Origin of the sequence: Phormidium tenue FACHB-1052 (assembly GCF_014696675.1) — a bacterium.
In the GTDB taxonomy this organism is placed as follows: domain Bacteria; phylum Cyanobacteriota; class Cyanobacteriia; order Phormidesmidales; family Phormidesmidaceae; genus Nodosilinea; species Nodosilinea tenuis_A.
In genome coordinates this window covers 122,817-143,356 of sequence record NZ_JACJQN010000008.1, presented here as the reverse complement: position 1 = coordinate 143,356, position 20,540 = coordinate 122,817, and the positions used below count along the sequence as shown (strand labels likewise).

Sequence of the window (20,540 nt, the reverse complement as noted above, 5' to 3'; positions counted from 1 at the left end):
CGTTACCAAAGCGTCCAGGTCATGAAAATTCCGATCAGCCCTACCCCGGCAAAGATGGTCAGTAGATAGAGCTGCGACTGGCCCGAGGCACTGTATTTAAGCCCCTCGCCGCCAAACAGCGAGGCCAGACCCACCCCGTTTACCAGACCGTCCACCACATATTGGTCAAACCAGCTGCTAAACCGGGCCAGGGTAGACACCGCCGCCACCACGGTTTTTTCGTAGAGGCGTTCGGTGTAAAAATCGTAGGCTAGCAGATCTTGGGCAATACGCAGGGATCGGTTGAGCGATCGCGCCAGCGATTTCGACAGCGGCACCGTCGCCCCTACCGCTACTCCTATCCAGCCCGATGCCAGGGTCAGTACCGCGATCGGCAAGTTGATGTATTGCCAAGGGGGCAGCACCAGCAGCTTGCCCATGATCAGCGGCAGCAGCAGCGTAATAATCGAGAGGGTAACCATCGGTACCGCCATCTGCCACGGCACCTCTGGAGCGCGGCGGGTTTTAGGCTGAGGTGTCCCCAAAAACACCAGACGAAACACCCGCGTCAGATTTAATGCCGTGAGCCCGTTGACCAGCAGAAACACCAGCGTCAGCAGCGGATAGTCACGGCTGAGAAAATCGGCTCCCATCCGCAGCCCCCAGAAGCAGCCCAGGGGTACCACACCAACCATTCCCAGAGCGCCGGTCACAAAAGCCAGGCTAGTCGCCGGCATTTTTTTCCCCAGACCGCCCAGCTCAGTCATGTTTTGGCAGTTGGTGGTCATAATAATTGACCCCACCGCCATAAAGAGCAGCGCCTTGGCTACAGCGTGGGTCAGCAGCAGCAGCAGCGCCACCCCCGGCCAAGTCGTGCCGACGGCAATAAACACCAGCCCCAGGTAGGCGCTCGTAGAGTAAGAGAACGTGCGCTTCAGGTCGACCTGGGCCAAGGCAACTAGAGACCCGCCCAGGGCCGTCACCGTGCCGATCGCCACCAGCGTGCCCAGGGCTACCGGCGACAGTACCACAATCGGCTGTAGGCGAATCAAGATGTAGGCACCGCAGGTCACCACAACCGAGTTCCGCAAAATCGAGGCGGGGTTTGGCCCTTCCATCGCTTCATCGAGCCACAGGTGGAGCGGAAACTGCGCGCACTTACCAATCGGCCCGGCGATCAGTGCCAGCCCTAGGAGAGTGGCCATAGCGGGGGATAGATTCTCTACCTTGACCCACTCGTACAGATCGTTGAAGTCAAGGCTGCCCGCCAGACAGGCGAGGGAAACCACTCCCATCAACAGCAGCACATCACCAATGCGCTTAGTCAAGAAGGCGTCGCGGGCGGCGGTCACCACTAGCGGCTGGGCATACCAAAAACCCACCAGCAGGTAGGTCGACAGCGTCAGCATCTCCAGCAGCGAGTAGGAGACAAACAACGAGCCGCTCAACACCAGTCCGCTCATGGCAGATTCAAAGACTCCCATCAGGGAATAGAAGCGGGCTAGGGCCCAGTCTTTCTCTAAGTAGCCTAAGGCGAAGACTTGGGCCAGCAGGCTGAGGCCTGTAATCAGCTCCAGGGCACCCAGGTTGAGCACCGAGATATCAAGGGCTAGCGTGAGGTGTAGATCGGCAAAGTCGAACCAGGAAAACAGCAGTTCCTGTGGACCCTGATTCCAAATGCCGCGAAACGCCAGGAGCCCGTGAACAAAGGACACCAAAGTCATCACAATGTTGAGGTAGGCCGATGGTCGAGGGCCGGTGCGGCGAATCAACCCCGTTGACCAGGGCAACGACAGCAGCGCCCCAATCAGGCCATATATCGGCAGCAGCCAGCTGGTCTCAACAAAAAATTGGGTCATCCCGACGTTCTCTGACAACACCTTAAATGCTTATCTCCAACGGCGATGGTTCAACAGATAAAAGGCCAAGGCTGCCTGGATTCAGCAGCCCCAGAACGAGTGGGCGAGGCGATCGCACCCCCGTGTCGCTAGTTAGTGACCTATTAACCGCAGCAGTCTGCCAACAGCTAACCCCAATCAAAGCGCAGCCTGCGGCATCAGACCTAAAACCGATAGTCAACCCATCCGCCCCAACCCATCCGAGAATCCGCCGGGCTGAGTACGACCCCTTCCAAAGCTGGCAGGGCAAAATTTTGGGCTTCTTTGCCTCTATCTCAAAGCGTTTTGCTATTCTACCTGATTCCCTGAGGGGGATCAGCTCAAGAGCCGCGAGTTTAGAGGGTTAACCGATCAAAGACTCCTGAAGCGATCGATTAGAAATCACAACCCAATCCAGGGCATTCGCACTGAGGATCAATGAATTTGGAGATTTGGGCGGCCTGCCCCAGCTAGGCGAGCGCTAAAACGACTACGCTTTCTACCGCCCACCGATTCGGCAGAGTCTCAAGCCCAATCCACAGGTGAGCAGACACTATTGCCAACCTGTGGATTGGTTGCGAGAAAAAAACCTTTATGTCATCAGCTTTAATAATATTCAACATTAGCAACAATCATTGGGGCTTATATTGCAAAAGTGACTACGGACACCTATGCTTAATCTGTCATCAAGAATTTTTGGGCAATCTGAAGTTTTTGCTTCCCCAACGGTGATTCCCGGCTTGTCATCTTTTGGGACGTTTTTTTGCGCCTGAACAGCGGAAAAGTGTGCTAGGTAAACCAGGGTTGTCTAAATTTATAAGGAGATTTTGACTATGCCGATTGCTGTGGGAATGATTGAAACGCTGGGTTTTCCGGCTGTGGTGGAAGCCGCTGACGCGATGGTAAAAGCGGCCCGAGTTACCCTGGTGGGCTACGAAAAAATTGGTAGTGGCCGCGTCACCGTAATTGTGCGGGGCGACGTGTCTGAGGTGCAAGCCTCGGTAGCAGCTGGTGTTGAAAACGTGAAGCGAGTCAATGGTGGCGAAGTTCTGTCAACCCACATCATTGCTCGTCCCCACGAAAACCTGGAGTTCGTTCTGCCCATTCGCTACACCGAGGCGGTAGAGCAGTTTCGCAGCTAGGTCTTAGACGTGCGGTTTTTTGAGACCTATTCGTTCTAAGGTTTAAGGGTCTGCTGGGCTGGTGGGCCTGGCCTGGGCAAGGCTAATTCAGCACTCGTTTGAGCTCCTGTATTCTCTGAAAGAAGGCGTATAAAAGCATGGCAATTGCAGTTGGTATGGTCGAGACGTTGGGCTTCCCCGCTGTGGTGGAAGCTGCCGACGCGATGGTGAAAGCGGCCCGGGTCACCCTGGTGGGCTATGAGAAGATCGGCAGCGGTCGCGTTACCGTGATCATTCGCGGCGACGTGTCTGAAGTTCAGGCTTCCGTGGCAGCCGGTATTGAGAACGTGAAGCGGGTCAATGGCGGCCAGGTGCTGTCTACCCACATCATCGCTCGTCCCCACGAAAACCTGGAGTTTGTTCTACCCATTCGCTACACCGAAGCGGTTGAGCAGTTTAGAGAGAGCGTCAGCGGCATCCGCCCCTACGGCAGATAAGTCACTATGCTCTTGGCTAAGGTTCGTGGCACGGTAGTTAGCACCTGCAAGGAGCCTAGCTTGAGCGGCACAAAGTTTCTACTGGTGCAGCTCATTAGCGAAACCGGCGACTTGCTGCCTGACTATACGGTGGCCGCCGATGTGGTAGGGGCTGGCCCCGGTGAATGGGTGTTGATTACCCAGGGCAGCGGGGCCCGCCAGCAGCGCGGCTACGAAAATCGTCCTGTGGATGCGGCGGTGGTTGCCATTGTCGATACGGTGAGTCTCGACAGCGGCAATCTCTACAACAAGCGCGATGATTTTAGCTAGCTGGGTTTCTTTATGCTGGGCGATCCAGTTCAGCTAGCGCAGGCAGAAACTACACTCTCCCCATAATTAGCTCATGTCTGTGGTTGAGCGGCTAGTTAATCGGGGTTTTTTGGGAGGACGTACGGCAATGGCGATCCGCACACCAGCGGCATCTCCGACTCAGGCATGGGGTTTGCAGCAGTCATCTGGGTCGTCGGCTCGGGTGCATGGGTTAGCCCAGGTGCAGGGTCAGGTTCTAGTCGAGCCTGGAGCAGTTTTGGCTGCTGGCTCGGTGGTTCGGGCCGAGCCTGGAGCTGCCGTGCGGCTCGGTGCTGCTAGCACCCTGCAGGAGGGAGCTACGGTATATGGTCGTGCCCAGGGCCAGGTGCTGGGAGACGATCGCAGCCCCTGGGCAGTCTGGGTGGGCGATCGCGCTATCCTCACCCACAAAGTGCTGGTGCAGAGTCCGGTCTATATTGGTGCCGACTGCTTTATTGGCTTTCGCTCAACTCTTTTTAATGCTCGATTGGGAGCCGGGTGCGTCGTGATGATGCACGCCCTGGTGCAGGACGTGGATGTGCCGCCCGGCAAGCTGATTCCCTCGGGGTCAGTGATTACCCAGCAGCATCAGGCCGATGCCCTCCGTGACGTTGGCCCCATTGATATTGCCCTAATTAGGGAACTTGCAGGAACGCCCGGCCATGCGCCCCCCTTGGGTGGGTCAGCTAGCACAGCGTCTCTAGATACCACAGCACACTCAAACGAACGCGATGGATTAGGCACTATGAATTCTCAACTGCTACCCCCCGACGTTGTCCAGCAGGTTCGTCAGTACCTGGCCCAGGGCTTCACCATTGGCACCGAGCACGCCGACTCTCGCCGCTATCGCAGTGGCGTGTGGCAGACCTGTAGCCCAGTTCAGTCCCAGCGGGAGCCTGAGGTGCTAGCTGCGATCGAAGCCTGTCTGTCTCAGCACTCGGGTGAGTACGTGCGCATGTTCGGGATCGATCCGAGGGCAAAGCAGCGGGTCGCCCCCATCACTATTCAGAGAGCCGACGGCAAAGCTGTCGCCAACAGCGGCTCAGCGACTTCCCATGCTAGTTATTCCAGCCCTTCTAGCAATGGTGGCCAGCGTCCGGCCCCAGCTACGGCCACCGGCCCCCTGTCGCCAGAAGTGGTGCAACAGGTGCGTCAGTACCTCAGTCAGGGCTACCGGATTGGTACCGAGCATGCTGATTCTCGCCGTTACAGCAGCAACGTCTGGCAGACCTGCTCCCCCATTCAGTCGTCCCGCGAGGGTGAGGTCTTTGGTGCCCTCGAGCGCTGCCTAGCCGAGCACTCAGGTGAATACGTGCGCCTGTTTGGCATCGACCCCAAAGCGAAGTGCCGCGTGGCTCCTATCACCATTCAGCGCCCCGACGGCAAATCTGTGGCGACTAGTTCGCGATCGGGCGGTTCTCCTAGCAGCTCCTACACCTCAGCCCCTAGCCCGAGCGGCGGTTCGTCTCAGGTCGGCGGTGACGTAGCTCAACAGGTGCGCCAGTGGCTCAGCCAGGGGTACCACGTTGGGGCTGAGCATGCCGATGCGCGCCGCTACAGCAGCAACGTGTGGCAGTCTTGTCGAACCATTACCAGCAATCGTGAGGGCGACGTCCTAGGCGCTATCAATGCTTGTATAGATGAGCACCCCAACGAGTACGTGCGGGTATTTGGCATTGACCCCAAAGCGAAGCGGCGAGCGGCGGCAGTCACCGTGCAGCGCCCAGGTTCTAAGTCGGCACCAGTTGCCCCGTCGCCCTCCTACTCGCCCTCTAGCGCTCCGACCAGCAATGGGGCGGCTCCCATGGGAGGTCTTCCTCAGGAGGTCGTGCAGCAGGTGCAGCAGCTATTCAACCAGGGCTATCGCCTCAGCCTTGAGCATGCCGATGTGCGTCGCTACCGCAGCGGTGCCTGGCAAAACGCTGGTATTTTAGAGGGCAGTCGGGCCTCGGATATCCTCAACGCCCTAGAGTCGCAGCTGCGAAACCACTCGGGTCACTATGTGCGCCTGGTGGGCATCGATCCAAAGGTGAAAAAGCGAGTGCATGAAGCCACTATTCAGCGACCCTAGAGACCTCTCACGCAACCTTTGACCGTGGCAGTACCCGCCCAGGCGATCGCTCAGCCTACCAATGGCTACATCCAGGGAGATGTAGATTTAGCACCTGGAGTGGCGATCGCACCTGGGGTGTTGCTAGGAGCTGCCCCCGGTTGCCGTCTGGTGATCTCTGCGGGTGTCTGTTTGGGGGCTGATGTAGTAGTGCAGGCCAGCCACGGCGACCTGGTGATTGAGCTAGGGGCAAGCTTGGGCAGCGGGGTGCTGGTGGTAGGCCATGGTTCCATTGGTCAGCACACTTGTATTGGTGCCAACAGCACCATTATTAACCCCAAGTTAGGAGCCTCCCAGGCGATCGCACCGGGGTCTTTGCTGGGCGATCCAACGCAGCCATCTTCTGCCCAGGAGCCTGCATCTAATGGGTCTACTCCTAGTAGCAGTAACCCCATTTACGGGACTACCGACAGCTTGGGAATTACGGGAAATCCCGGCAACGGATCGGGGCACACCGCTGTTGGAGCGGCCCAAAATGGCAGCATCCCCAACGGTTTTGCCCAGAACGGTAATCCTCAAAACGGTATTGAGCAAAATACTGCTGGGCAAAATGCTGCTGAGCAAAACGGATCCTCCGTCTACGGCAAAACCCAGGTCAACCGCTTACTAGCCACGCTATTTCCCCAGCGTCATTCACTCAATGGCGCTAGCTCAGAGGACAGGCCCTAGAATGGAGAGGCAGACACCCCTGTGTAGAGGCATCCTATGCAACCCGACGGCAAACTAGCCTCGCCCCTTGACCTCAAGTCTGGCACGCCCAAGCGGTTGACCCTGGCCACCCCTGCGCCCGGTCAAAAAGAAGCCCAGCGGCGCGACAAGTATCGCGGTGCTGCTTTGGGTATGGTGTCGACGGAGAGCTTTCCGGCGGTGGTGGGTACGGCTGATGCCATGCTGAAGGCCGCCGACGTGCTGCTGGTGGGCTACGAGAAAACGGGTGGTGGGCACTGCACTGCGATCGTGCGCGGGGGCATTTCCGACGTGCGCATGGCGGTGGAGGCTGGGATTAAAACCGCTCAAGATTTTGGTCAGTTTGTCTCGTCAACGCTGATTCCACGCCCGTTGCCCAACCTGGAAGCGGTGCTACCGATCTGCGCCCGCTGGGACGAGTTGCGGCGCGATAGCGGCGGTAGAATGAGCAGTCAGGCTATTGGCCTGCTGGAGACCCGTGGCTTCCCGGCCATGGTGGGAGCCGCTGATGCGATGACCAAGTCAGCCGATGTGCAGCTAATGTCCCACGAGACGATTGGCGAAGGCCTTTGCACCATTTTGATTCGGGGGTCGCTGCCCAATGTGGCGATCGCGATCGAAGCCGGCATGCATGAAGCCGAGCGCATCGGTGAACTCCACGCGGTCATGGTCATTCCCCGCCCCCTCGATGACCTGGTTGAATCGCTGCCTGTTATGGAAATGGAGCAGGAGCAGAAGCAGCCCGAACCCCTGCGCATTCCCCTCAACCTGGAAGTCAAACAAGAGGAGACCGAAGCCGAGCCGGTGCTGATCGAAGCGGCGGCGGAAGAGGCTACCCCGATTGCCCTAGAACTGACTGTAGACGAGCAAGAGCTAGCCGACGAAGAGCTTTAGAAAGTTAGGCAGAGCAGAGATCTGAGGAAAGCCGATGCCTATGGTTAAGCGGTGGCAGTTAGCTTACTTCAGTCGTGCTGCTTGCATATTGCAGCAGTTAACTTAGTCAGAACCCTCCGACAGACGGAATCCTTTGGTAGGAACCTTGCAGTGCAATGTCCCTACGTCAAATCTGTCCTCACTCAATGGACGTTTGCTGCGTCTCTACGCTCTTTGAACCAATCCCAAACTTGCTCTACTAGATCTTTGGCATCGGCATCAAACCACTGCGCTGCTGCGCGGTTGCGAAACCAGGTGCGCTGCCGTTTGGCGAACTGGCGGGTGTGCTGCACGATGTCGGCCTGGGCGATCGCTAGAGAAACATCCCCCTGCACGTAGCGCAGCATTTCGCCATAGCCCAGGGTTTGCAGCAGGGGCAGCTCCGGGCCGTATTTTTCCAGCAGATGTGTCACCTCATCCACAAATCCCGCCTCAATCATCGCTTGCGTACGCTGAGCAATGCGGCGTTCTAAAGCGAGGGCATCACAGTCAAGGGCCAGGTAGAGCACCGGATACGCCGGAGGTGCTTCTCCCTGGAGAGCCGACATGGGCTGGCCAGTAACGTAGAACACCTCTAGGGCACGCACCGTACGTACCGGATCATTGGGGTGAATGCGTTGGGCCGCCGCCGTATCCAGGCTTTTGAGTAGAGCATAGCAGTGGGGCTGCCCCAGAGCCTCCAACTGTCTGCGCAGGGAGGGCTGGGGAGCCACGGGCGGAATCCGTAATCCTTTCACCACCGCATCTATGTAGAGCCCTGTACCACCCACCAGCATGGGCACAGCACTTGTCTGGTGAACGGTGTGAATTAGATGCTGGGCTTGGCGCTGGTACTGGGCTAGGGTAAGGGTTTCAGTGGGGTCGCAGATATCTATTAAATAGTGGGGAATTTGCTGTCGCTCAAATGCCGAAGGTTTTGCCGTCCCAATATCAAACTCTCGATATACTTGACGGGAATCGGCACTGAGAATGCACCCCTGAAGGCGTTGGGCGAGGGCGATCGCCAGAGACGACTTGCCCGTGGCCGTGGCTCCACCAATCACCCACAGAAAGGGTACACTTGAACTATTGCCTGCCGTTCTTAGAAACGGTGATTCTAGCTGGGAAAATTTTGGTGATTGCATCCCTGGTTCATTCTTGAGCTGACGTTGCCTTAGAGCCCGCTGTGGCTGCTTTGTGCTATAATTTCTAGGTGTTTTGACCTGGCGAGCATTCAGGTGGCTTAGAGCCCATTTTTGGAGCGTACAGTATGACAACCGACTACGGTGCCGATCAGATTCAGGTTCTAGAGGGGCTTGAGCCTGTTCGTAAACGCCCGGGCATGTATATCGGCAGCACTGGCCCCCGTGGACTTCACCACCTAGTGTACGAGGTTGTTGATAACTCCGTAGACGAAGCGCTGGCAGGTCATTGCGATCGCATCGACATTTCCCTCAATGCCGACGGCTCAGTCTCTGTCACCGACAACGGGCGCGGTATTCCCACCGACATTCACCCCCGCACCGGCAGGTCGGCCCTCGAAACCGTGATGACCGTGCTCCACGCTGGGGGCAAGTTTGGCGGCGGCGGCTACAAGGTGTCTGGGGGCCTCCACGGGGTGGGCATCTCCGTAGTCAACGCCCTGTCGGAGTGGGTAGAAGTCACCGTGTGGCGCGAGGGTAAGGTGCACAAGCAGCGCTTTGAGCGCGGTGTGCCTATCGGCGAGCTGAAAGCGGAGAAAATTGCCGAAAAGCGCCAGGGCACCTCGGTTACCTTCTTGCCCGACACCGAGATCTTTCACAACGGCACTGAGTTTGACTACGACACCCTGTGCGGGCGACTGCGTGAGCTGGCCTACCTGAATGCGGGCATTCAGGTCATCTTCACCGACTACCGTCTGGATGTGATCAAGTCAGACAAGCCCAAGGTTTCGACCTACCACTATGCGGGCGGCATCATCGAGTACGTCAAGTACATCAACAACGACAAGCAGCCCATCCACGACGAGATCATTCACATCTCCTCCGAGCGTGACGGAGTGCAGGTCGAGGCAGCGCTCCAGTGGTGTATCGACGCCTATTCTGACAACCTGCTGGGCTTTGCCAACAACATTCGCACCATCGACGGCGGCACTCACTTGGAAGGGCTTAAAGCGGTGCTGACCCGCACCCTCAACAACTTTAGCCGCAAGCGCAACAAGCGCAAAGATGCCGACTCAAACCTGGCGGGGGAAAACATCCGTGAGGGGCTGACGGCCATTATTTCGGTAAAGGTACCCGACCCCGAATTTGAGGGTCAGACCAAAACTAAGCTGGGCAACACTGAGGTGCGGGGCATTGTTGATTCTCTGGTAGGTGAAGCCCTAACTGAGTATCTCGACTTTCACCCCAACGTGGCCGACGCCATTTTAGAGAAGGCCATTCAGGCTTTTAACGCCGCCGAGGCCGCCCGCCGAGCGCGAGAACTGGTGCGCCGTAAGTCAGTGCTAGAGTCGTCTACTCTGCCCGGCAAGCTGGCCGATTGCAGCAGCCGTGACCCCAGCGAGTCGGAAATCTTTATTGTGGAAGGCGACTCAGCCGGTGGCAGTGCCAAGCAGGGGCGCGATCGCCGCTTCCAGGCCATTCTGCCACTGCGGGGCAAAATTCTCAACATTGAGAAAACCGAAGACTCTAAGATCTACAAAAACACTGAAATCCAGGCGCTGATTACCGCCCTGGGCATGGGCATTCGCGGCGAGGAGTTTGACCCATCGCAGCTGCGCTACCACCGCATTTGTCTAATGACCGACGCCGATGTGGATGGAGCCCACATTCGCACCCTGCTGCTGACGTTCTTTTACCGCTACCAGCGCGACCTGGTCGATCAGGGTTACATTTACATCGCCTGCCCTCCCCTTTACAAGGTGGAACGGGGTCGCAACCACTGGTACTGCTACAACGAGCGCGAGCTGCAGAACCTCATCACCAACGAGTTTCCGGCCAACGCCAACTACACGGTGCAGCGGTTTAAGGGTCTGGGGGAAATGATGCCCCAACAGCTGTGGGAAACCACCATGGATCCTACTACCCGCACCATGAAGCGGGTGGAGATCGAGGATGCCGCCGAGGCCGATCGCATCTTTACGATTTTGATGGGCGATCGCGTCGCTCCCCGTCGCGAGTTCATTGAGACCTACGGCCCCCGCATGAAGCTGGAAGACCTCGATATTTAGGGTAAACAGTCAGAAGCAGGATGCTTGCGATCGCACAGCTTTCTTGACCCATGCATGCCCGATTTGGGGCGCTGCAAAAGCAGTTGAGTTTGATCAAAAAATGGGTCGTGAGTAAGGGACGAAGGTTTGGGTTGGGGGTGTTGGATTCTACTGCGGTTCACTCAACCTACCTTGCTGGTGGCTAGATGATGAATGAAATCTGCGTCGGGTTGATTGGCTATGGCATGGCGGCTCGTACCTTCCATGTGCCGGTTATCCAGTCGGTGCCGCAGCTGAGCCTAAAGAAAGTTGTGGCGCGCCACCGAGACCCCTCACTCGATCGCTACCCGTCAGTCGAGGTCTTGCCAGACACCGCCGCCCTCTTGCAGGACGAATCGATTGATCTGGTCGTGATTGCGACTCCCAACCGCTCCCATTTCGACTTGGCCAGCCAGGCTCTGCTCGCCAATAAGCACGTCGTGGTCGAGAAACCATTCACCACGTCGTCAGCCCAGGCCCAGCAGTTAATTGAGCTAGCGCGCCAGCAAAACCGGCTGGTCAGCGTTCACCACAACCGTCGGTGGGACGGCGACTTTCAAACGGTCAAGCAGCTATTGAGCAACAATCTCCTGGGCCGCCTGGTCGAATACGAGGCCCATTACGATCGCTTCAGAAATTTTCCTCGACCCAACGCCTGGCGAGAAGCAGCAGGCGAGGGCAGCGGCATCCTCTTCGATCTGGGCTCTCACCTGATCGATCAGGCGCAGGTCTTATTTGGCCTGCCGCAACGGGTGACGGCTGACCTCAGAACCCAGCGAGATTTTGCCCAGGCCGTCGACAATTTCGATCTGACCCTGCACTACGACGGGCTAAAAGTGATTCTCAAAGGAGGAATGCTGGTGCGCGGGCCGGAACCCCACTTCATTTTGCACGGCACCGCAGGCTCCTTCATTAAATACGGCATGGACCCGCAGGAGGAGGCGCTAAAGCTCGGCCTCACCCCAACAGATCCCGGCTGGGGCGAAGAACCTAGGGAGCGCTGGGGCACGCTCAACACGCAAATTAACGGGCTGCACGTCGAAGGGCAGGTAGAGACGCTGGCAGGTAGCTATCAGGCCTATTATCAAAACATTGCCGAGGCGATCGCCGGACGCGCCGAGCTAGAGGTTAAGCCCGAAGAGGCGCGGGACACCATCCGCATCATCGAACTGGCGATGCAAAGTAACGCACAAAACTGCACGCTTCCCCTGCTGGCGCGATCGCTATAGCTCCTGCCAGCGGTGCAAAACAGGCAGCTCGACAAAGTCAGTTGGTAGACCTGTCTAGCCTTAAAGTCTGGCCAGCAAGAACTGGTGTTGCCCACTGGTGCCGTCGCCCATATTGTTGTGATGATCGGCAGATCCGGCTGTGGCTGTCGCTCTAGGGAGAACTACGCCTCCGTCCTCGGCCACCACCTCGACAGTGCCACGAAACATATTCATGCCGCAGGTAAACTCGTAGCGACCAGGCTGGGTGGGGGTGAACGCGATCGCCGTGGTCTGGTTCACCGGCAGCGCCTGGGCAATGCGAAAGTCCGGGAAGCGCACCTCTTCTAAACAACTGCTGGGGTCCTTGCGATAGAAGTTGAGCCGCACCGGCTGTCCAGCCTGCACCACGATGTGGCTAGGCTCGTAGCCGCCATCAACGGTGACGGTAATTTCTTGCTTACCGCCCGTGGTGGTGGCCTTGCGAGACTTGGGCTTACTGATTAAGAACCACCAGAGTTCGAGGCCAATCAGCCCCAACCCTGCCCCAGTAACGGCGACTCTCGACCACAGCGGTTGTTCAATGCGCTGGAACTGGCCGGTCGAGGTAGGGGTCAAGTCATCGTGGCTCATTTGGGCCGGGGTGCCGCTGGCGAGGGTGAGGGCAAGGGTGAGGCTGGCAAGCGTGGTGAGGGGAAGGTGTTTGGTTTTCATGGGGAATCTCTTGGGGAATGTGGGGAGTGAGGGGAGATGGTGAATTCAAAGTTCAAAATTAAGAAGGCAAAATTTTGAATTTTGAACTTTGAATTCCACCTACCCCATCACCCTTGCAGCCTGGGCTTAAAGTTCCGCAATCTCAGGGCATTTGTCACCACCGACACTGAGCTAAAGGCCATGGCGGCTCCGGCGACGATGGGGCTGAGCAGCCAGCCGAAGATGGGGTAGAGAATGCCCGCCGCGATCGGGATGCCCGCGACGTTGTAGATGAAGGCAAAGAACAGGTTTTGGCGAATGTTGGCCATGGTGGCGCGGGAGAGCTGAATGGCGGTGACAATGCCGTGCAGGTCGCCGGAGATCAGGGTGATGTCGCTGGCGGCGATCGCCACATCGGTGCCGGTGCCGATCGCCATGCCGACATCCGCTTGGGCCAGGGCAGGCGCATCGTTGATGCCATCGCCCACCATCGCCACGACCTTGCCTTCCCGTTGCAGGCGTTCGACCTGAGCAGCTTTTTGGTCGGGACGCACCTCGGCAAAGACGCGGCTAATGCCGACTTCACGGGCGATCGCCTCGGCGGTGCGGCGGTTATCGCCGGTCAGCATCACCACCTCTAGGCCCATGCGTTGCAGAGTGGCAATAGCGGCGGCAGAGGAGGGTTTGACTGCATCGGCGATCGCCAGAATCGCCTCTACTGTGCCATCTACCGCCAGCCACACCACCGTTCGACCCTGAGACTCTAGCTGCTCCCATTGAGTTTGCAGGCGATCGGTGACGATGCCGAGTTCGTTCATCCAGCGGTGGGTGCCAATCTGCACCCGCTGCCCGGCAACAGACCCTTGAACCCCGCTGCCCGCCACGGCCTCAAAGCCTTGGGGATCTTCCAAGGCCACCCCTTGGGCTTGGGCGTAGTTGACCACCGCTTCAGCCAGGGGATGCTCAGAGTTGCGTTCCAGCGTTCCGGCCAGTTTTAGCAAATGCAGTTCGGTGGCAGTGCCGTTCACGGTTAGGTAATTGGTCACCGTGGGCTTGCCCTGGGTAATCGTCCCCGTCTTATCGAGCACGATCGCCTGAATGTTGTGGGCCAGCTCCAGACTGTCGGCCCCTTTGATCAAAATGCCGTTCTCAGCCCCTTTGCCCGTGCCCACCATGATTGAGGTCGGCGTGGCTAGGCCCAGCGCACAGGGGCAGGCAATAATCAGCACGCCCACGGTGGTAATCAGCGCCATCGTCACGTTGCCCATGACGTTGTACCAGACGATGAAGGTGAGAATCGCGATCGCCATTACGGCGGGCACAAACCAGGCCGTCACCTGATCCGCCAGCTTTTGAATCGGAGCCTTCGACCCCTGGGCCTGCTGCACCAGCTTGACGATCTGGGCCAAAAAGGTGTCTTTGCCGACGCGAGTGGCGCGAAACTTGAAGCTGCCGGTTTTGTTCAGCGTTGCCCCAATTACCTCATCGCCCACGGTTTTCTGCACAGGCACGCTTTCGCCGGTCACCATCGCTTCATCGAGGGTAGAAGCGCCATCGACAATTTGGCCATCGACCGGAATTTTCTCCCCAGGCCGCACCAGCACCACGTCGCCCAGCACCACCTCCGCAATGGGAATGTCATACTCGCGGCCCGCGCGGATGACCCGCGCGGTTTTAGCCTGCAACCCCATCAGCTTGCGAATCGCCTCGGAGGTCTGGCCCTTGGCCCGATTTTCCAGCAGTCTCCCCAGCAAAATTAGGGCAATGATGACGGCGGCGGCTTCAAAGTACACATCGGGATTGAGCCCCTGGTCAATGAACCACTGGGGATGAAACGTGGGCAACAGCGAGTAGAGAAACGCGGTGCCCGTGCCCACCGCCACCAGCGTATCCATGCTGGCAGAGTGGCGCTTGAGGGCTTTCCAGGCGTTGATAAAAAAGGAATTCCCGGCCCAGAACAGCACGGGCGTAGTCAACACTAGCTGTAACCAGGGATGGTGCAACCACATCGGAATCAAGGGAATCGGCAGGCCAGTCATCACCGGCAGCGAGCCAATCACCAAAATGCCGCCAATGACTAAGCTAAATACAGCCTTGCGGGTGAGCTGGCGGTGCTCGGCCTCTCGCTCTCTGCGCTCGGCATCGTCCTCAGCAGTCAGCGGGTCGTCGCTGAGGGGCTGCGCCCCGTACCCGGCTTCATCCACCGCCGCCTGAATGTGGGTGAGGTTGGTTTGGTGGGGGTCGTAGGTGACGGCGGCTTGCTCAGCGCCAAAGTTAACGCTGCACACCTCCACGCCAGGCACTGCGCGAATGGCCGCTTCGATATTGCTGGCGCAGGCGGCACAGCTCATGCCCTGCAGCTTTAGCAGTTGATTTTCCATGGGTGTTGTCCTCGAGGGTGAATCGCTGCGGAGTCAGGCAACGGTGTAGCCGGCCTCGACAATGGCCTGCTTGATGGCCGCCTCGGCGGCGACAGTGGCAACCTCAACCTGCTTTGTGGTGGGGTCAGCTTTGACCTGGGCGGTGGTATCGATCGCCTGGATGGCTTGAGTCACGGTGCCTACACAGGCAGAGCAGGCTAGATCGGGAACGGTAAATTTAAGCGCCATGGCAAACCTCTAAACTTTGTATGGATTCATCTTGAAGCCTCCAGTGCGCTGGAGAGTCAAGGGGGCAAACCAAACAATTTGTAAAGTGATCTGTTCTGCTGTTTAGGTATTCTGCCTATCAGTCGAAAAAAACAATGGGGGACATAGTCTTTATGCCCCCCATTGCCTTAGCCATTAGGTTTTATCAGCCCGTACCGGGGCGCTCTTGCCAAGGCGCTCAGCCAGCAATGGCTCAGCCAATCGCCATGCCCAGGCGGCGAGAGGTTTCTGCCCAGCGGCGACACATCTCGGCACAGGCCTGCATTTGGGTATCGTTGCCCATTAGCAGTTCTCAATGCACGGCTGCATCTGACCTCTCACCCCAGTGCTGAGGGCTGTTGTTGCCTACTGTCGCCAGTCATCGTTGAGCCAGGTGCGGGGGATACCTGGAAAACCGGCCAGTACCCAACCCAGCACCAGGGAAAGCACTAGGGCTGCTGCAATATTGTCCCACTGACCGTAGTAGTCAGGGGCCATGGCCCAAAGGTCGAAGGCGTCCATGCTTTAATCCAAAGGTAACCGGCCTAGGGTGCCCAAAACAAAACCCCCACGGGCTAGCAGCACTTTTGATCGGGCCGTTGGCAGCGATCGCCCCATCGCTTAGAGTCTAAGGGGCAGCTTTGTTCACCCTAGAGCACCTCTGTCTATGCCCGATGATATAGGCCCTTTTCTTTTGGGTGTTGCCCTGCTGGTGCTGTACCTGGGTTGGTCAGCGGCAACAGAAATGGGCACCCGCTGGCCCTGGCGAAAGTAATGGCCTCAGGCGAAGCCGCCCTGCGTCTGGCTTTGAACATAGCGCTTGGGGATGTAGCGGCATGAAAGACCAGAGATTGTAGCTCTGATAGCAGATCCAATGGGGTAGATGTCGTGGACTAGGGCTGAGTCTATTGGCCTTGGGGGTCTATAGGGGCCAATTGCCGATCCACTTATAAGGAGGTCTAACCGTGACCCAACCCACTGAACAACTGCCCCAAGCGCCGCCCAAGGCGGGGCCAGGGAACAAAATCGCTGAGTTTTTTGAGTTTGCTGCCCATGGCACCAACTTTCGCACCGAGTCGCTGGCGGGGCTGACCACCTTTGTCACGATGGCCTACATCTTGATTGTGAACCCGGCCATTTTGTCGAATGCGATCTTTCTCAGCGAGTCGGGCGATCTGTTCGGAGAATTGGTGATGGCCACGGGCCTGTCGGCGGCCCTGGCTACGCTGGTGATGGCGCTCTACGCCAAGCTGCCCTTTGCCCTAGCCCCTGGCATGGGCATCAACGCTTATTTTGCTTTTACGGTGGTGCTAGGCCTGGGAATTGACTGGAGAGTAGCGCTGGCGGCGGTGCTGGTTGAGGGGGTGATCTTCATCCTCATGACCATCTCCAATGTGCGCGGCCAGATTGTAGAGGCTATTCCCGATGCGGTGAAGCACGCCACCACGGCGGGAATTGGTCTGTTTATTGCCTATATCGCGTTGAAGGGGGCAGGCATTATTGTGCCGTCGGAGGCCACGTTGACGGCGCTGGGCAACCTGCGATCGCCCCAAACGGCCATGGCCCTGCTCGGTCTGGGCATCACCGCAGCGCTGTTCGCTCGGCGGGTGACGGGGGCACTGCTGTGGGGCATTTTGGGTACCTCAGTGCTGGCGTGGTTATTAGGGGTGTCGCCCTGGCCGACGGGGCTAATGGCAGTGCCTCCGGCCCCGGTCGATCTATTTGGTCAGGCCTTTGTCGGGTTGGGAGAACTGTTTCGCATCAACTTTTGGCAAATGGTGAGCATTGTCTTTGTGTTCCTGTTTGTGGATTTGTTTGACACCATTGGCACCCTGACCGGGCTGGGCTCTAAGGCTGGCTATATCGACAGTGATGGCCATTTCCCTGGGGTCGAAAAGGCGTTTATGGCCGATGCCGTAGGCACCACCGCCGGGGCGGTGCTGGGCACCTCGACAGTGACGACCTACATTGAGTCGGCCTCGGGCATTTCTGAAGGGGGGCGCAGCGGCTTTACGGCCCTGGTGGTCGCGGCGCTGTTTTTGGTGTCGGTGCTGTTTATCCCGCTATTGCAGGGCATTCCGGCCTTTGCCACCGCCCCGGCGCTGATCATCGTGGGGGTGCTGATGATGTCGGCGACTAAGAACATCGACTGGGATGAGCCTGCCGATGCGATCGCCGCTTTTCTGACCATCATCATGATGCCCCTGGCCTTCTCCATTGCCGAAGGTTTAGCCATGGGACTAATTGCCTACCCGTTGGTCAAAGCCTTCCAGGGCAAAACCTCGCAGACCACCATTGGCATGTGGATTTTGGCCGCTATTTTCTTGCTGCGCTATATCTTCGTCGCGGGCGGCTAGGGGTAAATCTTAAGACGGTCGTTGAAGAGCGATTGGGTGCAGCATTATTCTCCTGCCGAGCCCCTGCCCTCTTGAAAAAAGGGGGTTGAGCAGTCCATTACTTCAGCGCGTCGAAGGTGTCGCCCAGGGCAGCGGTGAGGGTTTGGCGGGTCTGGGCATGGGCCGCCTGCTCAGCCTGCAACTGCTGGGTGAGGTCTTGGCACTGCTGCACCAACCCGTCGAGGCGCTCCTGCAAACCCTGGAGGGAGTTGACGGTAGACAAATCTTTCTCGAACACAGCACCGGGGTCGGCGTCGAGGCGCTGCTGAAGCGCGTCGATCTGGGCCTGAAAGGCGATCGAGTCTTCGCGCCGCTGACGGGCTTCGGTTTCGTAGAGGCGACGCCAGTTGGCAGCGCTGTTGTAGGCCTGGTCGCGCTCTTTTTGGGTGTCGGCCAACTGCCGCTGGAGGGTGCGCACCTCCGCAATCCACTGGGTCAGGTCTTGGGACATGGCGGTTATCCAAAACAAGGGCCAGAACTAAGGGGCAGCCCTGGGGCTAATACAGCAGCCGGGTAAGAATGCCCGGCGCTGGCAGCACAATCATAACCAACAGTGTCAAGGCCACCAGCCCCAGCAGGTCGCGGCGATCGTCTAGCTCACTGACATCGTTGAGGGCGGGCTGATCTGCCGCTGGAATAAAGAACAGCAAAATTGCCCAAATCATCAGCTCGGGATGCACCAGGGCGAGACCAAACACCAACAGCCGAGCCACCTGGCCCACAATGCCGCCAATCCGCTGACCGTACATGGCGTGGACGATGTGGCCGCCATCGAGCTGGCCCACGGGCATCAGGTTGAGGGCGGTGACGACTAGGCCCAGGCAGCCCGCGATCGCGATCGGGTGCAGGTGAATCGCCTCATCGGCCCCCACCGCCGATCCCAGCACCAGCTTCGACAGCAGGGTCAGCATCACGGAGGCCTTAGGGTCTAGGGCCTCAAAATTGAGCAGGCTAGCGCCGGTTTCGGGAATCGGCACGATGGTGGACTGGCTCAGCCCCCACAACAGCAGCGGCACCGCCACCACCAGACCCGCCAGCGGCCCGGCAATGCCAACGTCAAACAGGGCGCGGCGGTTGGGCACGGGGGATTTCATCTGAATGAACGCCCCCAGGGTGCCTAAGAAAAACGGCACCGGAATGAAGTAGGGCAGCGTAACCCGCATCTTGTAGCGACGAGCGGCCAGGTAGTGGCCCATCTCGTGGCAGCCAAGAATGATCAGCAGCCCCAGGGCGTAGGGCAAGCCCTGCAAAATCAGCGCGGGCGTGGCCTGAAGCTGTTCTTCGGTGACGCCCGCCAGGTAGGTGCCCACGGCGGTGGTGGTAAACAGGGTAACGAGCAGCAGACCCAGGGCCAGCCCTGGGCGGGTCAGGGTTTGAGCGCTGCGATCGCCCTTCTCCACCTGAGGGTTGGGCACCAGCGCAAACACCGGCTTGCCCTGAAGACCTTCCTGAAAAAGGACGAGGAAGCGATCGCCAAAGTGGCGGCGAATATTCTCTTTTACCGTGTCGTAGGCCACGGTGGGTGTCGAGCGTAGCTGCCCTCGGCAGATCATCGCCTGGGGGCGGTACTCAATGTTTTGCAGATAATACACCGACCAAGGGAAGCAGCCCTGAAGCATCGCCTCTTCGTCTTTGTCGATGGGGCGTAGGGTAGGTTTAGACAGAGGCGGCAGCGGGGGGGAAGCGTCGCCTGACTCGGCCTTGGACTTAGCTGTCTGGGGCTCAATGCGTCCCTTTTGAATTAACGCCCAGTAGAGCAGCGGGCAAGCAATAAATAGACCCAGCAGCAGGGCGGTGGGGGCAGGCTCTTCATTGCCATGCACCATTACCCAGGCAGTCAAAACAAACGCTGGCATCATCATCACCAGCCACAGCAGCCCCACGGGGGTACGGGTGATGCGGCTAACGCTGCGCTGAAGCAGCATATAGGTCACCAGACCAAGAACTATAAGCCAGAAAAACACCATCGAGTAGCCAGTGGAGTGCAACGATCAAAACCAGAATCACCGTTTTTAGGCGGCTGACCCAACAAAATTAGCCCAGGCGAGGGGGGCGCGATTCAGCTAGTATAGGCGTCTCAACGGTTTTTCTCACCCCTTCTCCGTCTCCATGACAGCAGCTTCAGTGCCGGTTTCATCCTCCAGCCCCAAGGCTCCGCGCCCGGTGTTTGACACCGTCTATGCCTTTGCCCCCAACCGCGACACCCAGGGAGCTACGGCTTACTTTATTGTAAACAACACCGCCCAGGGGCTGCCCGCCAATCTACTCATTGATGCCCCGGCCTGGGATGAGGAAAATCGGGCCTGGCTGGCGGCTCAGGGTGGGGTGCAACGGCTGTTCATTACCCACCGGGGCAGCCTGGGTCGGGCCGCCGCGATTCAAAAAGCTCTGGGCTGCGAGGTGGTGATTCAAGAGCAGGAGGCCTACCTGCTGCCCGATACCCCCACCACTACGTTTCACCACAGCGTTACCTTTAGCCCCGAGCTAGAAGCTTTTTGGACGCCGGGCCACTCGCCAGGGTCGGCCTGCCTCTACTACCGCGCCCACGGTGGCGTGCTGTTTACCGGGCGACACCTGCTGCCCAGCCGCTTGGGTGAGCCAGAGCCGCTGCGCCTGTCTAAAACCTTTCACTGGCCCCGCCAGCTCCAGCAGGTAGAGGCGATAAAAACCCGCTTTTCGAAGGAAACTCTGGCCCACATCTGTCCGGGGGCAAGCACGGGCTTTTTGCGGGGGCAGCGCACCATCGATCGCGCCTACGAACGGCTTCAGGCAATCGATATCGAGACCTATCGCGGGGTGCAACCGCTGCTTTGAGATCGAGGTATCGAGCCGCCCATGCCGCCGCGATTTTGCGGCAGTTTTTGCGGTTCTAGCGTCTCT

18 protein-coding genes are annotated in these 20,540 nt (G+C 58.5%); 10 read left to right on the top strand and 8 right to left on the bottom strand.

Going from position 1 to position 20,540, the window contains the following annotated elements:
- Positions 1 to 2: 2 nt before the first annotated feature.
- Positions 3 to 1,838, bottom strand: coding sequence for an NAD(P)H-quinone oxidoreductase subunit F (locus tag H6G07_RS12870; protein ID WP_073608505.1), 1,836 nt, complete (start codon positions 1,836 to 1,838; stop codon positions 3 to 5).
- A gap of 851 nt (positions 1,839 to 2,689) precedes the next feature.
- On the opposite strand from H6G07_RS12870, the gene H6G07_RS12865 reads away from it, so the two are divergent.
- The 6 genes from H6G07_RS12865 to ccmO all read left to right on the top strand — a co-directional run bounded on the left by H6G07_RS12865 (position 2,690) and on the right by ccmO (position 7,492).
- Positions 2,690 to 2,998, top strand: a complete 309-nt coding sequence (locus H6G07_RS12865) for a carbon dioxide-concentrating mechanism protein CcmK (RefSeq protein ID WP_073608506.1) — start codon at positions 2,690 to 2,692, stop codon at positions 2,996 to 2,998.
- 137 nt (positions 2,999 to 3,135) lie between these two features.
- A complete protein-coding gene (locus tag H6G07_RS12860; protein ID WP_017296879.1) occupies positions 3,136 to 3,474 on the top strand; it encodes a carbon dioxide-concentrating mechanism protein CcmK in 339 nt (112 codons plus the stop codon).
- A 6-nt stretch (positions 3,475 to 3,480) separates the two neighbouring features.
- The gene (ccmL, locus tag H6G07_RS12855; protein ID WP_073608507.1) at positions 3,481 to 3,783 is read left to right on the top strand and encodes a beta-carboxysome shell vertex protein CcmL; all 303 of its coding nucleotides are present in this window, start codon (positions 3,481 to 3,483) and stop codon (positions 3,781 to 3,783) included.
- A 127-nt stretch (positions 3,784 to 3,910) separates the two neighbouring features.
- The gene (locus H6G07_RS12850; RefSeq protein WP_073608508.1) at positions 3,911 to 5,872 is read left to right on the top strand and encodes a RuBisCO small subunit-like domain-containing protein; all 1,962 of its coding nucleotides are present in this window, start codon (positions 3,911 to 3,913) and stop codon (positions 5,870 to 5,872) included.
- Between the two features lie 24 nt (positions 5,873 to 5,896).
- Complete coding sequence (gene ccmN, locus H6G07_RS12845) at positions 5,897 to 6,580, top strand: beta-carboxysome scaffolding protein CcmN (RefSeq protein ID WP_139297032.1); 684 nt, start codon at positions 5,897 to 5,899, stop codon at positions 6,578 to 6,580.
- Between the two features lie 36 nt (positions 6,581 to 6,616).
- A complete protein-coding gene (ccmO, locus tag H6G07_RS12840) occupies positions 6,617 to 7,492 on the top strand; it encodes a beta-carboxysome assembly protein CcmO (protein ID WP_073608510.1) in 876 nt (291 codons plus the stop codon).
- 182 nt (positions 7,493 to 7,674) lie between these two features.
- Here ccmO and miaA read toward each other — a convergent pair whose 3' ends face one another.
- Entirely contained in the window at positions 7,675 to 8,655 is a 981-nt protein-coding gene (miaA, locus tag H6G07_RS12835) for a tRNA (adenosine(37)-N6)-dimethylallyltransferase MiaA (RefSeq protein WP_084173130.1), read from the bottom strand.
- Positions 8,656 to 8,780: 125 nt separating this feature from the next.
- On the opposite strand from miaA, the gene gyrB reads away from it, so the two are divergent.
- The gene (gene gyrB / locus H6G07_RS12830; RefSeq protein ID WP_073608511.1) at positions 8,781 to 10,721 is read left to right on the top strand and encodes a DNA topoisomerase (ATP-hydrolyzing) subunit B; all 1,941 of its coding nucleotides are present in this window, start codon (positions 8,781 to 8,783) and stop codon (positions 10,719 to 10,721) included.
- A gap of 188 nt (positions 10,722 to 10,909) precedes the next feature.
- On the top strand, positions 10,910 to 11,968 hold the full coding sequence (locus tag H6G07_RS12825) for an oxidoreductase (RefSeq protein WP_199312061.1): 1,059 nt from the start codon (positions 10,910 to 10,912) through the stop codon (positions 11,966 to 11,968).
- 60 nt (positions 11,969 to 12,028) lie between these two features.
- Here the strand turns inward: H6G07_RS12825 and H6G07_RS12820 are convergent, their stop codons facing one another.
- The 4 genes from H6G07_RS12820 to H6G07_RS12805 all read right to left on the bottom strand — a co-directional run bounded on the left by H6G07_RS12820 (position 12,029) and on the right by H6G07_RS12805 (position 15,786).
- Positions 12,029 to 12,658: a cupredoxin domain-containing protein gene (locus H6G07_RS12820; RefSeq protein ID WP_073608513.1), complete on the bottom strand. Its 630-nt coding sequence runs from the start codon at positions 12,656 to 12,658 to the stop codon at positions 12,029 to 12,031.
- A 107-nt stretch (positions 12,659 to 12,765) separates the two neighbouring features.
- The gene (locus tag H6G07_RS12815) at positions 12,766 to 15,018 is read right to left on the bottom strand and encodes a heavy metal translocating P-type ATPase (RefSeq protein ID WP_073608514.1); all 2,253 of its coding nucleotides are present in this window, start codon (positions 15,016 to 15,018) and stop codon (positions 12,766 to 12,768) included.
- Positions 15,019 to 15,051: 33 nt separating this feature from the next.
- Positions 15,052 to 15,246: a heavy-metal-associated domain-containing protein gene (locus H6G07_RS12810; protein WP_073608515.1), complete on the bottom strand. Its 195-nt coding sequence runs from the start codon at positions 15,244 to 15,246 to the stop codon at positions 15,052 to 15,054.
- A 384-nt stretch (positions 15,247 to 15,630) separates the two neighbouring features.
- Positions 15,631 to 15,786, bottom strand: coding sequence for a hypothetical protein (locus H6G07_RS12805; protein ID WP_171973011.1), 156 nt, complete (start codon positions 15,784 to 15,786; stop codon positions 15,631 to 15,633).
- 443 nt (positions 15,787 to 16,229) lie between these two features.
- On the opposite strand from H6G07_RS12805, the gene H6G07_RS12800 reads away from it, so the two are divergent.
- Positions 16,230 to 17,621, top strand: coding sequence for an NCS2 family permease (locus H6G07_RS12800; protein WP_073608516.1), 1,392 nt, complete (start codon positions 16,230 to 16,232; stop codon positions 17,619 to 17,621).
- Positions 17,622 to 17,718: 97 nt separating this feature from the next.
- On the opposite strand, the gene H6G07_RS12795 is transcribed toward H6G07_RS12800, so the two are convergent.
- On the bottom strand, positions 17,719 to 18,111 hold the full coding sequence (locus H6G07_RS12795) for a hypothetical protein (RefSeq protein ID WP_073608517.1): 393 nt from the start codon (positions 18,109 to 18,111) through the stop codon (positions 17,719 to 17,721).
- A 46-nt stretch (positions 18,112 to 18,157) separates the two neighbouring features.
- On the bottom strand, positions 18,158 to 19,585 hold the full coding sequence (locus H6G07_RS12790; RefSeq protein ID WP_338420701.1) for a site-2 protease family protein: 1,428 nt from the start codon (positions 19,583 to 19,585) through the stop codon (positions 18,158 to 18,160).
- A gap of 184 nt (positions 19,586 to 19,769) precedes the next feature.
- Here H6G07_RS12790 and H6G07_RS12785 point away from each other — a divergent pair, with 184 nt between their 5' ends.
- On the top strand, positions 19,770 to 20,474 hold the full coding sequence (locus tag H6G07_RS12785; RefSeq protein WP_073608519.1) for an MBL fold metallo-hydrolase: 705 nt from the start codon (positions 19,770 to 19,772) through the stop codon (positions 20,472 to 20,474).
- The last annotated feature ends 66 nt before the right edge of the window (positions 20,475 to 20,540 follow it).